A 14,468-nucleotide genomic window follows, 5' to 3' on the forward strand; every position below is an offset into this window, starting at 1 on the left:
GTAAATGACTTATGTCATCTACCTCGATTTTGATATCAATATGTTTATTTAACCGTTCCTCTGCCGCTAAAGATTTTCATACATTTCAATAAGAAACCCTTCAACATCTCTAAAATGAGCGACTTTAATCCCCCAATCCTCCTGCTCTTTAGGTTTCGTAACAAATTCCACTTTTTCTTTTAATTCGTTATAACTCTCTTCTACACTTTCTACTTTAAGAATTAAAGCCACTCTATCCACCCTAGGGTCATGTGGAGCATATGGAAATCCAACAGCTTCAGCCATTTGCTTTCGTTCAAACAATCCTACATTTACATCTCCTACTTTAAATTGACCATATAACGAATGTTCATCTCCCCAAGTGACTTCGAATCCTAATAAATCTCTGTAGAATAAGAAGCTTTCTTTATAATTATCAACAAGCAAACGCACGTGAGTTAAATTCAAGATGAATGCCTCCTATCATTGCAATTTGTACCTATCATACCATTTAATAGAATTAAAGTTTACATAGGCCAAAAAAAAAGCATCAGAGTATATAGGCATGGAAATAAAATTCAAATGCACCCATTACAGCAGCTGCGACAATAGCTGTGATAGCCATGGCTCCGCCTGAAAAACCCAACGTCATTCCCTTCAGCCAAATGATTACGAAAGCGTCCTATTAAATGACATGCCTTACATAATGATTTCATAATCCGCAAAGACTGATGTGGAGACTGTTTAAGGGGTGTATAGCTTGGAGAAAGTGATGGATCAAGACCAACTGACTTTATATCAAAAGATCGAATCAGCAAAAGAGCAGGTGATGCAATTAGAATGGGAGTATTGGGTGCGTTTTTCAAGTATCCATACGTTTGAATTCTGGGTCATTTTTCTGCTGTTTTTTGCAGCACCTTTGATTGCTTTGTACTTTTTAATTGATAGGCGGAAAATGTTATTGTTAGGTTTTTATGGATTTAACATTCATGTATGGTTTGGGTATGTCGATACGGCTCAAGACAAAATGGGTGTCCTCGGGTATCCATATGAGCTGCTCCCTTTTCTCTCTGGAAATGTCTCCCTTGAAGCAGCTCTTGTTCCAGTCTTGTTTATGTTAGTGTATCAATGGACATTAAATCATCGTAAGAATTTTTATCTTTACTCTTTATTACTCTCCGCATTTTTATCATTTGTTCTTAAACCAATTCTAGTTATGCATTTGTTTTTTGAACTAAGTGAGGGTCTTACCTATTTTCATCTCTTTATCGCATATATTGGCGTATTTTTATTTTCGAAATTTATTACGACTGTTTTTTTACGTATGCAAAGAAAGCATGTTTACCTTTAAAACTAACGTGGGATAAATAGAAGTCAAATTTCACATTATATATGGCAGGAGGTGAGATCATCATGGCTAACCAACAAAATCAAAATCAACAACATAATCAACAGCAAACTCAACAGAACAACCAAAACCAGCAGCAAAATCATCAAGTTGCACAAAGCATTAAGAATACGGCTGGTTCTGCATTTGAAACAATGCATAATGCATTAGAAGCAACAGAAAACATTGCAATGAGTGCGGTTGACGGTACTATAAACGCAGTTAGTAAAATGACTGGGCAAAATAAGAACCAGCAAAATCAAAAACGCAATAAACATTAAAAAAAGGAAAACGCCTTTTACTGGCGTTTTCCCTTAAGATAATATTTAATCATATTAGCCTCGGCAGTGTTATATACTGCAGGGGCTCACTTTACTTTTTAAAATAATGAAAACAAACCTAAGGCATCTAAAAATACTACGATGATCGCAAAAGGCGTCACATATTTTAGAAGGAAATACCACGTCATAAACAGTTTAGAAGCAACCGATGACCCTTGCTTCAATTCATTTAAAAGCGTTGTTTTGCTTAATTTAAGCGGGACAAAAATAGAAATTAACAGCGCCCCGAGCGGCATCAAAATATTACTCGCTAATTGATCAGCTGCATCAAAGAATGTCAGGCCGAAAATCTCGACATCTGCCATGACTCCAAAAGATAGGCAGGCAGGAATTCCACATACAAAAGCAGCTATACCGATGATCCAGCTTGCTTTTTGACGTTTGCTCATCTCTTTTTTTACACGACTTGCCACAATAATCTCAAGTAATGAGAACGCTGATGTGAGTGCTGCGATTAAGAATAAGACAAGAAAAGCAATGAGAAACAGCTGGCCAAACATCATCTGCTCAAAGATCGCCGGAAGTACCACAAAAATAAGCTGCGGCCCTTCACTTGGCTCTAGTCCGAACGTAAACACTCCAGGGAAAATGATTAACCCAGCGAGAAGTGCTACAAAGATATTCATGATTCCAATCGAACCTGCAGCTAGCGGTAAGCTCTGCGTTTTCGGAACGTATGAACTGTACGTGACCATTATCGAGATCCCCAGTGATAAAGCAAATAAAGCTTGTCCTAATGCAAATAAGATCGTTTCTGATGTGATGCTTGAGAAGTCAGGAAGCAGTAAGAATTGTACCCCTTCCATTGCCCCGTCTAAGCTGAGTGATCTAACAGCAATAATGAGTAACAAAACAAATAAAGCCGGCATCATGACTTTACTTGCACGCTCAATACCTTGCTGGATTCCTTTTGCGACAACAATGATTGTTAACAAAATAAAGACTAATTGCGCCCCTAATGTCGTCCATGGGTTTGCAATAATCTCACCCATCTCCACACCGAGCTGATCCACACTTAAGCCGGATAACTGCCCCGTGATTGCATTCATTAAATAAATTAAGATCCAGCCGCCGATTACACTGTAAAAGGTAAGAATAATAAAGCAAGTGATGACACCAATCCAGCCTGTTGCAACCCAAGCTGACTTTGGAGCGAGTTCTTTATAAGTAGAAATCGCATCTTTCCCTGTTTTGCGGCCAAGAATGAATTCTCCAATTAACAGCGGAAGTCCAATGAGAAGCGTAAATAAAATAAATAATAAGAAAAAGGCGCCTCCTCCGCTTGTTCCTGCTACATAAGGGAACTTCCAGATGGCTCCTAGTCCAATTGCTGTACCAGCCGTCGCATAAATAAATCCTAGCTTTGACGACCATTGTTCGTTTTGCGTTTCCAACTCTTTCAACTCCTACTTTTATACTTTACTGCGTTCCAACAGAAAAAATTTCAACCTCATAATAGTAACAAAGCTTTACTTACAGAACAACCGGAAATTTCTTACCATTCTAACTTTTATTTATAAAGATGAAAAAGCGGCCGCTATTAGCAGCAGCCGCTTTTTTACTCTTCCCAAAATAATTCATCTAACGTTTTATTTAGTGTCTTGCATATGGAGAGGCATAATTGCAGCGTCGGGTTGTACTTCCCTGCTTCTATCAGGCCGATCGTCTGTCTTGTGACACCGACTTTTTTCGCCAGTTCCGCTTGTGATAAATCATGTTCCGTTCGTGCGATTTTGAGCCTAACATTCTTCATCGCCTACTTTACCTCTTCTTCATCAAGGAGTTTTTGATTCACTTGGTCACTTCGTTTCTTCGCCGCATTGTGTGTAATCACAGTAAACATGATGAAAAACGGTGCGTAAATGAACAAGGAAACGAAAAAGACGAGGACGAAATAATGGATCGCTTGCTGAGTCCCTTCCGCATAATTAACCGCGCTGTTTGTTGCGAAGCTAAGAGCCAGAGCGAGCCCTATTGCGAGACCCCAGTAAAAGTTCTTTTTGTTTCTTGTTATCTTACTGTTAGTATCATGAATTTCCACCTCTTCTGAATAGATGCCAAGTGAGGTTGAGCGGATGAGATAATAGGTGGATGCGCCTAGCAAAATCAAAACCTCCGTTAGGACGACATTCAGGGATGTGCCAATTGTGATGAATTTGAATACGACTGAGGCCAGGGTGATGAGCATGACAAGGTAGTAAATTTCGCGGTAAATTTTGTTTTGAATTGTGGTTACTCGTTCATCAGCTGGCTTTTTGTTCCATAGTGCCATAGTGAACACCTCCAGATTTTGTATATCTTTATTATACACTATAGTTTACATTATGCAATGTATATATTACATTGTGACATTTATATTTTGCTGAACTAGAAAATTAAACTGATGTCTAGTTCTTAAAACAGTGCAAACAAATTGCAGATATGCGCGAATATCCCGCTCCTGAAATATGCTTCGCTTTCCGCGGTGAGCTGCTGAGCTTCCTCGGGCTTGGGCCCTGTGGGATCTCAGCCCTGCTCTAGGCACCGCTGGAGTCTACGCATATTTCATCCGCTAAGTGATTGCTCTATATGGTTATTATGTGGAGTGATGTGGTAACAGCTTCAAAGCTTCAAAGCTTTAAATGCTTTAAATTAAATGCTTTAACATGGGTTATAGCAGATTCTCCTCTCCTGAACGATACTTCGCTTTCCGTGTGGAGCTGGTGAGCTTCCTCGGGCTAAAGCCCTGTGGGATCTCACCCCTGCTCTAGTCCACACAGGAGTCTACGTATCGTTCATCCGCTAGGTTACTTGCTTCGTAAAAGTATTTAGTGGCATGATTTAATTTGAGTCATTTAATTAAAATATCATTACGGTTATCCTCTGTGTCATTTGTAAAGGTTTCTAATAAGCTAACACCTATGGGAGGAACAACTTATTAACCTACTTCCTCCGTTGATTGGAGCGGAAATCAACAACTAATGTAGGAGGACCTTTCTTCAGTTTACTTATGAGCATTATGGTAGAAGACTGACGAGGAGGCTCCCGGACCGCCCGCAGAAAGCGTGTGCCTGCAGCGGAGATCAACATTAGCTATAGGAAGACTTATTCAGCTAGTTTCCCCGGTAGTGCGTCATCTCTTTAAAAGAAAACACACCAAAAAACGACTTACCATTGGAGGATAAGTCGTTTTTTGATTGATTAAGTTATCACAATTCGGGGCTGGCGGCTACATTCTAGTTTCTTTGAATTTATTCAATGATCCAATCAACCGTGAAGTTGCCGCTTACTTTGTAGCCGGTGATAACTACTTTGTAGGTCCCTGTTTCTTCGACGTTTAATTGTAATAAGAATGGATCGTCACTTATATGGTCCATTCCGACATATTGGTTTTTATCATTCCGGATATGGAAGCCGTGCCCTGCACCGTTTGCATTGTAAAATTCGTAAGTGACGGTAAATACCTCTCCTTCTTCTAAATGAATCGGGATTTCATGTCTGCCATTCAAATAATCGAAAGATGCTGTGTAGGAAGATTCGGTTCGCTCTTCTGTCCAGCCGCTCTTCGATGTAAAGTCGATCGTTAAAAGGGTGCAGATGAATAATGGAATGAGGATAGCGAATAGATAGCGAAATGATTTTACTTGCTCTGCAGCCCTCGTACTTAAGTAAAAAATGAACGCGCTCCCTGCTCCGATCACTCCAGCGAAGATTGTAAACGGGTCTAAACCCCATATTTGAAACACGCCAAACCCGGCAATGGCATATAGACTGGCTTTTAAGTTGTCCTCTGAAATGTTTAACTTGCTTTTTAGTTTCGGTATTTTATGAACGATCAAATCAATAACGATCGAACTTAACACTCCATATATATATATAAGGAACCATATGTTTGGACTAGAAAGCTCCTCTACCAATTGATAGAGATTAAAGCCTGTAGAGAATACGAGCAAAATAATAAATAGGATAAATAATAGCAATCCAGCACCAGCTAATTTAGTCGTTATGTATTTGAAGATTTTTAGCGTGAGTGGTTGGTCAACATCCATTAGAAACCTCCTTTGCAGAGTTATTATCTTTTTCTTAACCAAATCTAAAAGAAAGGTTTTAGATAAGGGAGATATAATGCATAATCAGCCCTGTGAGTGCGAGTAAAACAGTACCTATAAAGAGTCTTTTTTTCTCAAAATGGACAAACCCCATGGAAAGGAGAGAGAGTAAACTAACGAATAGCAGGTAAGTTGGCTCCTCTGCCCCGGAAAATTGTGTTGGGAGATAAAGAAGGACGATAATAGAGAATGGAATGAGCATTTTTAATAAATTCTTTTGCTTTTTCTTCTCACCTTTACGTCTGACAAAGAGATAGGTTATGAATACTACGGCAACCATTAAAACACTGTAGCTTATTCCAGACATCGTTTAATCCCTCCTATCTATTTAATCATCTCAACGCATGTTTTTAAATCGTTTTAAATAACGCCCGTTTGTTTAAATGCAATTTTCAAAAACAATAAATTTTACCTTGTGACAGCAAGTAATAATGAGAGTATTATCAGTAGGCGATTCCTACACGTGATTGGACATGATCGTTGCTTTCTATTTGACGATAAGTAAATTCTGCTGTATCAGGAACTGTTATTTCCATGCCGCCTTCTGGCAAAAAATTACGTTCAATTCGATATTTACCTTCTCTTTCTCCATCTGGCAAATATGTAGGACATACAATCGTCCAATCGAGTGATGATTGTTTCAGAATATCGTAAACTTTATGATGTTCTTCTGCGGCACGGGTTGATTTACGTTTCGATTCACTTGACTGATAACGGAGTATTTTTGGCGTAATTCTACTTTGTAAGATCCCTGCAGTTCCTATCGTGATAATTCGTTGTATCCCTTCGTTTTCCATTGCTTTGATAATTAGTGGCATACTTTCTGATAGAGTGGTTGTGCCATCAGTATTCAGTGCACTAATAACTACATCAATCCCATCCATTGCACGTACTATATCATTTTTATTTAATACATTCCCTTGAACAATGGTTAAATTTTCACTATTTATTTGAATCTTCTCAGGAGTGCGAACTAATACAGTAACATGATGTCTATCATGAAGGGCATAAGTTACTATTTGACTTCCAACTCGTCCTGTTGCGCCTAAAATTAAAATATTCAATAATATAATCCTCCTTTTTACGAATACAAATATTACAATACACTATAAATGTATTACTTTGTCTTTTACAGTACGATCTTTTATGAGTGTGTCACTTGACATCTGTTCGCTTACAGCTTTTGATAGAGTGAACGACTAAAAAGGAGAATATCTAATATGACTCAAAAACCCCATATCGTAAGTATAATGGATTACCAACTAACAGAACACCAATCGATATTTGTCCAATTTAATGGATACGATGCCATCATAGAAAAGAAGTTTACTGGAGAGGTCAAATTTCTCGGAGGTAGACCGTACGGAGACATCATTCATCCCGAACGATCCAGCCTATCAAGTGAATGTAGGGAATACGTAAGGATGGTATTGTTGGATAAGTATGAGAGGGGCGAGTTTAGGTAGGGTTGAAATTCTTATTGAACTGCGAACCTCAAAGTGAGAGTCTTTGAGGTTTATTGTCGTTCAAAACACCATCTCGAGTGAGTAACATCTATATGAGCTTTCAAACAGACCTCTATCGATTGGTAGAGGCTGTTTATTGTTGGTTCCAGCTAACGACGTACTCAATGTTTTCGTTTAGTCTCTCTAACCCAGGTTCGTCTATAACCCAATTCCCGCTGATACCTAGCTCATCACAAGCCAATTCAAATTGGCACATCGCAATGCCCATATCTAACAGCTGCATTTGATAGCCTAATGCCTTACTGTAATTCGGTGTATGTTCGATGTAGAAATGACAAGTCTCACGGTTTTCTGAGAGAACGAGTCGCCACGGTTGTTTATTGGAGGCAGAAGGTCCTAACCTAACCATTTCTATCGGGATTTCTAATGAGCCAGCATTATCGCGTTGTAATGGAGCGGCGAAAGTCTCATCATAAAACAATTTCTCCCACGGCTTCTTATTATCGGCCCTCACGACAAAACGCAAGGCCTTATCAAAGACACGCTGCTTTTCTTTTGGGTACCCGAGTGGTGTCACGCATGGAATGAATTCGTCTTCTTCCAACTGTATTTCTTTTTCAAATGAGTTTCTGGTAAACGTCCCGCCCATCCAACACGTACCTATGCCGAGCTGTGTTGCAAATAAAGTCATTCGATGAAAAATGTAAGCATACTCGATCAGTGGATACTTAGCATTCACTGATGAACCAACTAAATACGCTTTAGGATGCTTAATAAATCCATACGTTCCAAGCTTAATTCCTTTGTCTGTCACATTTTTTTGAACCAATACCAGATCAATCCGGCCTTTTGCCCCAAAAGGTCCGATCAAGTTGCTTTCATCATTTAAATATGACGTTAATTTATTGATGTCTTCTGCTTGAAGGTCTTTATCATCAAACGTTCGAATCGACTGGCGTCTGCGCATGGTGTCAATAATTGAAGTAGAGAAAGACATGATACACCTCCTTGTTTCAAATGCATATATTTGTTTCACTAAAAGAAAATCCCTTGTTCAATAAAATCATTTTCCTCTTTAACAAACCTGCTCCTTTAGTTTAACATTATTTTCCTTTAATTTGACTTAGAAAAAGCATTCCCTGTTGAAGGAATGCTACCCGTTAGTAAAATATTTCTACACATTAATTTATCAGGTAATCTATTTTAATTTTTTTAGAAGTTTTACGTATTCACCATATTCATCTTCACCAAGATATAATACGGTTGTAAATCCTTTCTTTTCATATAGATGCCTTGCGTGTAAATTATCTGTATCTACTCCGAGTGTTATTTCCTCATATCCAAGATTTTGAGCATAATCAATCAAATAATCAACAATAATACTACCTATTCCTCGATTGCGATATTCTTCTTTAACAATCATTCGAGATAGATAAATTCGTTTATCTGTACTTGTATAATCTGGGTCATTGTTTATAAAAACTAACGAACCTTCACCTATAAACTCGTTATTTTCTAAGTATATAAAAGTAATTCTGTTTCCACTTTCTATTTCATCATTAAACAGCTTAGCCATTTTCGGGTTCTTTTCCATATCCCAAATATTGCTGCACTTATAATAATCTTCGAGTTCTAATTTCTTTATTTGATAGGAAGTCATAAATTTATTCCTCTCTTTTATATTACAAAGAAATGCAGTTGTTCCATAAACCTGCTTCTTTAGCTTAACATTAATTTCCTTTTGTGTGATTACATTGTTTATTGTATTCTTTGAAACAAAAACGTCAATAATTCCTGTAAAGACTTATACAGGAGGGGTTAAAATGCTCTTATCACAAGCGTGGAAAACCTATGAATCTGATAAACGAATTGAAGGTTTCTCTTCTCAAACGTTAAAAGCTTACCAGCTTCAATCATGCCTTCTTATCCGCTATTTTACTGATGTGGCAATTGAATCATTGTCTACAAATCAATTAAAGGAGTATTTAGCGGCATCAAGCGAACATTTAAAGCCGTCTAGCTTAGCCCATCGAATTCGATTCATGCGGTCCTTGTTTCGGTGGTCACATGAAGAGGGACACATTCCCTCAAACCCAGCTTATAAGATTAAGGAACCAAAAGTCGGGAAACGAATACCCAAGTTCCTTACAGAAAGAGAGATTGAACATCTTAGGGAAGCTTGTAAAATGCCAATGGAGAAAGCGCTGTTTGAGTTTATGTTCTCAACTGGCTGCCGTATTGGTGAAATTGTCTCTCTGAACAAGAATTGTATTAACTGGTCTAATCGTTCTGCTATTGTTAGAGGAAAAGGCGATAAAGAACGTGAGGTGTACTTTAACATCAAATGTGACATCTGGTTAAAACGATACATCAACATCCGCCAAGATAAGGACCCTGCGATCTTTGTTACAGATCGTTCACCTCATCGAATGAGCATCGCTCAAATGAGGTATATCATAAAACGTATTTCAAGCCGTGCAGGCATTAATAAAACCATACACCCTCATCAGCTTAGACACAGTTATGCCACTCATTTATTAAACAATGGAGCCCCTATTGATGTCATACAGAGTTTACTCGGCCATGAAAAAACGGAGACGACACGGATCTATGCCCAACTGAGTGGACAACTTAGACAAGACTTATATAGAAAATACTTTTAAGCATGACAAAAGAGCAGCACTAAGTACGTGTTGCTCTTTTAAATTCTCGCACCCTTTAGTTGAACAACAGAAATTTGATGCTGATCACTATAAACCTTTAAGTATTTGCAGCTTAATATAGTGTTCAATTCCCATTTATTTCATGTTTTACTAAAGAGAATATTGCAAAAAGAAGCACAATCACAGAAATTGGTACAGTAATAAAATTACTTAATGGAGAAACGACACCTAAAAATAAACTAATGATTCCGATTATAATTGCTACGAGAATTTGTCCTCTATTGTTTGTATAATTTGTGCCACTCTGATTATTATTACTTACCAAAAAACCATCACCTTTCTACAGCTGATCTTCCCCATTGGTGGACAAGCTACTGCATTTATTGAACAATCGCACCCGTTACTTTAAGAGAAAACATTTACAATACATATATTTAGCTCCATTTGATACCCAAAAAGGACTGCTTATCGCAGCCCATCTATACAAGCATTAATAACTATTTTAATTACTTACCATTATTTTTATCTCGAGAGCGAGATATTTTATCTGTGAGTATATACAAACCATGTAATGCTTGCTGTTAATAATGCTGACGAAATCAAAGCTGTAAGAACACTATATGTTTGCCAAATAAGTATCGTTGACCAATCGAAAGCAAAGCACAGTATACACAAGGCAATCGTAGTAATCAGGAAAAGAACTGTTACGATTATTCTCTTTTTTTTCATTGGCTTCCGTTCATTCGTTTTCCTTCTGTGTAATCCTAAGAGAGATAGCAGGACGGCCAATAGGCAAAGAATAATAGTGATAGACGACAAAATGATATCCAAAAGCTGTGTGCCGCTCATTTCATATGATTGAGGTATATTGCCGTCTAATATATCTTTAACTTTTAGTACCAGGTTTAGATTGGTATTTGCGCCGTTGCTCAGCAAGCAGATGGCAGTTCGTTCATTTAGCAGTATGGCTACTTTGGTTGTGAAATTTGGATTGCCCCCCGTGTGTTCTATAATCGTTTGGTCGGCGTTTATCGTCCATCCTGCCGCATAATACATATTGTTGACAGCCGAAACAGACAGATCACCCCTGTGTGATTTTTCGATAAGCGTGTGAAACATTTCGGGTATGTCCTGCACAATACCCATCTGTATGCCCATCCAACGCGCCATATCTTTTGTATTAGAAATGATGTAGCCTGCTGGTTTATTCCCAGCAAAATCCGGAGCTTCGAATGGAGTTGTCATAAAAAAGGAAGAACGGTAACCCTGCGCCAACTGTCCCGTGGCTTGAGCATCTTCTTTATAAACATACGTCTGGTGAAGCCCTAACGGCTGAAATACCTGTTCCCTCATAAATTCTTCATAGCTTTGTCGTGACACAATCTCAATAACCAAACCCAATACGTCATAATTAACGGTTCCATAGTTATACTGTTCACCGGGAGGGAACGCCAATTCAGCATCTACGAGCATTTCCACAGTCTTTTGCAACATATCCGGAGTGTCGCCTTGTGGAATATATTGACTATGCCTAAAATTTGTTAGACCACTGGTATGGTGAAGAAAGTTATTTAGTGTAAGCCTTTTCATATCGACGGGTTTACCTTGATACTTTAACGTTAACCAAGGTAAATATTTTTGGACAGGGTCAGTCATTGAGAGCATCCCTTGCTCTTCCAACAGCATAATACCCATACCTGTAAAAGCTTTACTGACCGAGGCTAACTCATAGAGTGTATTTTCAGTTGCAGACAACCCCTTTTCACGGTCAGCATACCCTGAAGAAAAGTAGAACACTTCATCATCTGCAAGTATTGAGATTGACATTCCCGGTACACCTGATATACGAGAGGCATCATCTAGTAAAGATTGTATTGCCGCAGATTTCGAATCTGACAACGCATAACTTTGTGTTGCGAATCCTGAGAATAATATAAATATCGTTAATACAAAAGCTATAATCTTTTTCATAAACTCTCCTTTTTGCCATAAGTGATATAAGCAAGATAATAAATTTTAACTTTTAATGTTATTTTATATAAACTGCCAATTCCATTTGATTTGATTACTTTATTTAAAGTTATCTATACATGCCAAACCCAAGTAAACCCTTCTGGTGCAACCTTATATCCTTATCTCTATTTCGGAGTATTCTTTTAATACGAAAAAAGACCATCTAAAAAGAGTGATCTCTTCGTATGACTATTTAATTACAAGTATCGTATTGTTGTACTATGCAGCAGAAGATCAACTGTAAAGATTAACACTTGTTCAACTAAAGCCCCCTTTAGTTGAACAAGAATTTACTCTATATAGTCAATTAGCTTTGCTGGAACTTGATCAAAAATATAAACTTCAGGGTTATTATAAGGCTTGTGCTTTAAATAGTCAGCCAGAGTATTCATACTTTTCCAATACTCTTTAATTAAATCCTCCTTTGAAGATAACCCTTTAACAAGGTACCCTCTGCCACCATCATAGATATCTTCGATATGAGCAAATAAATCACTTGATATATCCATGTTAAAAACTAAAATCTTTTCGCTGAACACAGGAAAACGAAAGTAAGGTTTTTGATATGGTTTCAAATCTGCACCGAATGCTACTTTAAAATCAATCCATTCTGGTAAATTTACAGGTTTGAAACGGTCTGTTAGTTCCGGAAAACAGTTAGCACCTCTTGAATACCATCTTGTTGCTGTTTTAAGATTTAATCCTTCTTTTAAAACCCTTTGCGGGCTTATACTTAAGTTATTGTCATCTTCAATAACGTTATGATATAAAAACAAACAATTACCTCCTATCGAACGCTCTCCTGAATCACTCCCAATTTACCGTATATTGGCAAATGAGTTTTTAACCTTAATTCAACTTACAAGCTCCTTTACTTCACCAAGAAGAAGCGATTACCCTTTATTAAGCAATCGCACCCGTTCGTAATATAAGGTTAGCCAGATAAGAAAATATTTCTGGTTGACCTTATTTTTTATGGTCATATGATAGCGGTAGTCGGGGTAGAACGTCGCACCCGTGGGACTCGATCCCGTTAGCTAAACTGTTCGCCCCCTACTTGTATGAACATGTTTCAGGCTGGTTGGGACATAGAAATGATCCCGTTTAACAAGCGAACCTATGACACTACAAGAAGCTCTAGGGGTTACCGACTAATTTATTTCTAGGAGTTGATAAACAATGAATCCAGTCATCGGTCTGGATGTCTCAAAAGGAGAAAGTCAGGTTCAAGCCTTCTTGGACAAGGGAAAGCCTTATCGTAAGAGTTTCAGTATTAAACATAATCGTGAGGGTCTCGAGACATTCTTGGCATTTCTTCAAGAAGTCGAACAAGCAGCACAAGGACAACCACCTTCTGTGGTTTTAGAGTCGACAGGTCATTATCATCTACCTGTGATTCAGTTTCTGGAGGACCAAAAGTATGTGTATATTGTCATCAACCCACTCATTTCGCATCGAGCGAAAAGTTCGAGCTTACGCAAGGTAAAAACAGATGCCGTTGATGCGTATCATTTGTGCGAGCTTTACTACAAGGAGGAGCTTGAACCCTATAAAAAACGAGGGATTCAACTCTTAAATCTTCGTAATTTAACCAGACAACAAGAGACGATCGCTGAAGTATCGGCGAATACGAAACTACAACTCCATTCCTTATTGGATCAGGTGTTTCCTGAATACAGAGGCGTATTTGGTAGTTTGTATTCGAAGGTATCGTTATTAACCCTGCAGGCTTTTCCAACTTCAGAGGCTGTCTTACAAGTGGATGAGTCTGAATTGGTCGAAAAGATCGCTTCGTTATGTAAAAGTCGTTCTGAGAGGTGGGCCATAGAAAAAGCACAAAAGCTGCGAGAGGCTGCCTTGCGTAACCCGTTTCAAAAGAATTTGTATGAGAGTCATATTTTTAATTTGGAGATGTTAACGAACATCGTTCTTCAATACCAAGAGCACCTATCCAACATCGCAACTGAAATAGATGCCCTTGCGAAAGAAATTGAAGAATATCAGATTATCCAATCTATTCCCGGAATTGGAGAAAAGATCGCCGCCACGATTATTTCTGAGATCGGTGAGATAGATCGGTTTAATCACCCAAAGAAGTTGGTTGCATTCGCTGGAGTCGACCCTAGTGTTTACTCTTCAGGAAAGTTTACAGCTTCCGTTAATCGGATAACTAAAAGAGGCTCTTCCAGACTGAGACATGCCTTATTTATGGCCGTTCAATGCGGGATTAGAGATTCTCGTAAGCAAAAGACAACCGACGAAATTATTGCACGGAACAAGAGACTCAGAGAGTTTTACGATAAAAAACGCGAAGAAGGTAAACCATTTAGAGTCGCTGTCATTGCTTGTGTCAATAAACTCTTACATTGGATTTATGCTTTACTGAAAAGCAAAACACCTTTCCAAGATGTAGCTTGATAGCTATATCTAACTAGATAGACCAAGACCTTCCAAAAAGTACAGATTGGTAGGTTATTTGGTATACTCATTTTTAGTATAGCATGTGTAATTTCATTTTTTTATTGAAATTG

The 14,468-nt window shown here is 38.1% G+C and carries 16 protein-coding genes; 4 read left to right on the forward strand and 12 right to left on the reverse strand.

The features are described from left to right. Positions 1-66 precede the first annotated feature (66 nt). Both PQ478_RS10960 and PQ478_RS10965 read right to left on the reverse strand, forming a co-directional pair. Complete coding sequence (locus tag PQ478_RS10960) at positions 67-447, reverse strand: VOC family protein (RefSeq protein ID WP_289236913.1); 381 nt, start codon at positions 445-447, stop codon at positions 67-69. An 82-nt stretch (positions 448-529) separates the two neighbouring features. After that, a complete protein-coding gene (locus tag PQ478_RS10965) occupies positions 530-649 on the reverse strand; it encodes a DUF2512 family protein (protein ID WP_354004548.1) in 120 nt (39 codons plus the stop codon). Positions 650-748: 99 nt separating this feature from the next. Between PQ478_RS10965 and PQ478_RS10970 the strand changes: the two genes are divergently transcribed. Continuing rightward, positions 749-1,330, forward strand: coding sequence for a CBO0543 family protein (locus PQ478_RS10970; protein ID WP_290428917.1), 582 nt, complete (start codon positions 749-751; stop codon positions 1,328-1,330). Positions 1,331-1,392: 62 nt separating this feature from the next. Continuing rightward, positions 1,393-1,647: a hypothetical protein gene (locus PQ478_RS10975; RefSeq protein ID WP_289236915.1), complete on the forward strand. Its 255-nt coding sequence runs from the start codon at positions 1,393-1,395 to the stop codon at positions 1,645-1,647. A gap of 98 nt (positions 1,648-1,745) precedes the next feature. Here PQ478_RS10975 and PQ478_RS10980 read toward each other — a convergent pair whose 3' ends face one another. From PQ478_RS10980 to PQ478_RS11015, 8 genes are all read right to left on the reverse strand, one after another. Continuing rightward, positions 1,746-3,101 carry a sodium-dependent transporter gene (locus PQ478_RS10980; protein ID WP_289236916.1) on the reverse strand — a complete coding sequence of 452 codons (1,356 nt, stop codon included), beginning with the start codon at positions 3,099-3,101 and terminating at the stop codon, positions 1,746-1,748. 164 nt (positions 3,102-3,265) lie between these two features. Then, on the reverse strand, positions 3,266-3,460 hold the full coding sequence (locus PQ478_RS10985; RefSeq protein ID WP_022627629.1) for a helix-turn-helix transcriptional regulator: 195 nt from the start codon (positions 3,458-3,460) through the stop codon (positions 3,266-3,268). Between the two features lie 3 nt (positions 3,461-3,463). Then, a complete protein-coding gene (locus PQ478_RS10990) occupies positions 3,464-3,979 on the reverse strand; it encodes a DUF6773 family protein (protein ID WP_289236917.1) in 516 nt (171 codons plus the stop codon). 958 nt (positions 3,980-4,937) lie between these two features. Next, positions 4,938-5,735: a hypothetical protein gene (locus PQ478_RS10995; RefSeq protein WP_289234212.1), complete on the reverse strand. Its 798-nt coding sequence runs from the start codon at positions 5,733-5,735 to the stop codon at positions 4,938-4,940. A 58-nt stretch (positions 5,736-5,793) separates the two neighbouring features. Beyond that, positions 5,794-6,102 carry a hypothetical protein gene (locus PQ478_RS11000; RefSeq protein ID WP_289234213.1) on the reverse strand — a complete coding sequence of 103 codons (309 nt, stop codon included), beginning with the start codon at positions 6,100-6,102 and terminating at the stop codon, positions 5,794-5,796. Positions 6,103-6,238: 136 nt separating this feature from the next. Next, positions 6,239-6,859: an NAD(P)-dependent oxidoreductase gene (locus PQ478_RS11005; RefSeq protein WP_289234214.1), complete on the reverse strand. Its 621-nt coding sequence runs from the start codon at positions 6,857-6,859 to the stop codon at positions 6,239-6,241. A gap of 535 nt (positions 6,860-7,394) precedes the next feature. Then, entirely contained in the window at positions 7,395-8,258 is an 864-nt protein-coding gene (locus PQ478_RS11010) for a nitroreductase family protein (RefSeq protein ID WP_289234215.1), read from the reverse strand. A 201-nt stretch (positions 8,259-8,459) separates the two neighbouring features. Continuing rightward, complete coding sequence (locus PQ478_RS11015) at positions 8,460-8,921, reverse strand: GNAT family N-acetyltransferase (protein WP_289234216.1); 462 nt, start codon at positions 8,919-8,921, stop codon at positions 8,460-8,462. A 163-nt stretch (positions 8,922-9,084) separates the two neighbouring features. Between PQ478_RS11015 and PQ478_RS11020 the strand changes: the two genes are divergently transcribed. Further along, complete coding sequence (locus PQ478_RS11020; RefSeq protein WP_289234217.1) at positions 9,085-9,924, forward strand: tyrosine-type recombinase/integrase; 840 nt, start codon at positions 9,085-9,087, stop codon at positions 9,922-9,924. A 543-nt stretch (positions 9,925-10,467) separates the two neighbouring features. Here PQ478_RS11020 and PQ478_RS11025 read toward each other — a convergent pair. Both PQ478_RS11025 and PQ478_RS11030 read right to left on the reverse strand, forming a co-directional pair. Continuing rightward, positions 10,468-11,895 carry a serine hydrolase domain-containing protein gene (locus tag PQ478_RS11025; protein ID WP_289234218.1) on the reverse strand — a complete coding sequence of 476 codons (1,428 nt, stop codon included), beginning with the start codon at positions 11,893-11,895 and terminating at the stop codon, positions 10,468-10,470. Positions 11,896-12,227: 332 nt separating this feature from the next. Continuing rightward, the gene (locus tag PQ478_RS11030) at positions 12,228-12,713 is read right to left on the reverse strand and encodes a hypothetical protein (RefSeq protein WP_289234219.1); all 486 of its coding nucleotides are present in this window, start codon (positions 12,711-12,713) and stop codon (positions 12,228-12,230) included. 403 nt (positions 12,714-13,116) lie between these two features. On the opposite strand from PQ478_RS11030, the gene PQ478_RS11035 reads away from it, so the two are divergent. Further along, on the forward strand, positions 13,117-14,355 hold the full coding sequence (locus tag PQ478_RS11035) for an IS110 family RNA-guided transposase (RefSeq protein WP_289234220.1): 1,239 nt from the start codon (positions 13,117-13,119) through the stop codon (positions 14,353-14,355). The last annotated feature ends 113 nt before the right edge of the window (positions 14,356-14,468 follow it).

This window comes from Alkalihalophilus pseudofirmus (genome assembly GCF_029094545.1).
Classification (GTDB): Bacteria; Bacillota; Bacilli; order Bacillales; family Bacillaceae_D; genus Alkalihalophilus; species Alkalihalophilus pseudofirmus.

What these genes read in the sequence shown, in the direction of transcription:
- PQ478_RS10975 (WP_289236915.1), top strand. Translation starts at nt 1,393, where the DNA reads ATGGCTAACCAACAAAATCAAAATCAACAACATAATCAACAGCAAACT.
- PQ478_RS11035 (WP_289234220.1), top strand. Translation starts at nt 13,117, where the DNA reads ATGAATCCAGTCATCGGTCTGGATGTCTCAAAAGGAGAAAGTCAGGTT.
- PQ478_RS10985 (WP_022627629.1), bottom strand. Translation starts at nt 3,460, where the DNA reads ATGAAGAATGTTAGGCTCAAAATCGCACGAACGGAACATGATTTATCA.
- PQ478_RS10995 (WP_289234212.1), bottom strand. Translation starts at nt 5,735, where the DNA reads ATGGATGTTGACCAACCACTCACGCTAAAAATCTTCAAATACATAACG.
- PQ478_RS10990 (WP_289236917.1), bottom strand. Translation starts at nt 3,979, where the DNA reads ATGGCACTATGGAACAAAAAGCCAGCTGATGAACGAGTAACCACAATT.
- PQ478_RS11025 (WP_289234218.1), bottom strand. Translation starts at nt 11,895, where the DNA reads ATGAAAAAGATTATAGCTTTTGTATTAACGATATTTATATTATTCTCA.
- PQ478_RS11015 (WP_289234216.1), bottom strand. Translation starts at nt 8,921, where the DNA reads ATGACTTCCTATCAAATAAAGAAATTAGAACTCGAAGATTATTATAAG.
- PQ478_RS11010 (WP_289234215.1), bottom strand. Translation starts at nt 8,258, where the DNA reads ATGTCTTTCTCTACTTCAATTATTGACACCATGCGCAGACGCCAGTCG.
- PQ478_RS11000 (WP_289234213.1), bottom strand. Translation starts at nt 6,102, where the DNA reads ATGTCTGGAATAAGCTACAGTGTTTTAATGGTTGCCGTAGTATTCATA.
- PQ478_RS11020 (WP_289234217.1), top strand. Translation starts at nt 9,085, where the DNA reads ATGCTCTTATCACAAGCGTGGAAAACCTATGAATCTGATAAACGAATT.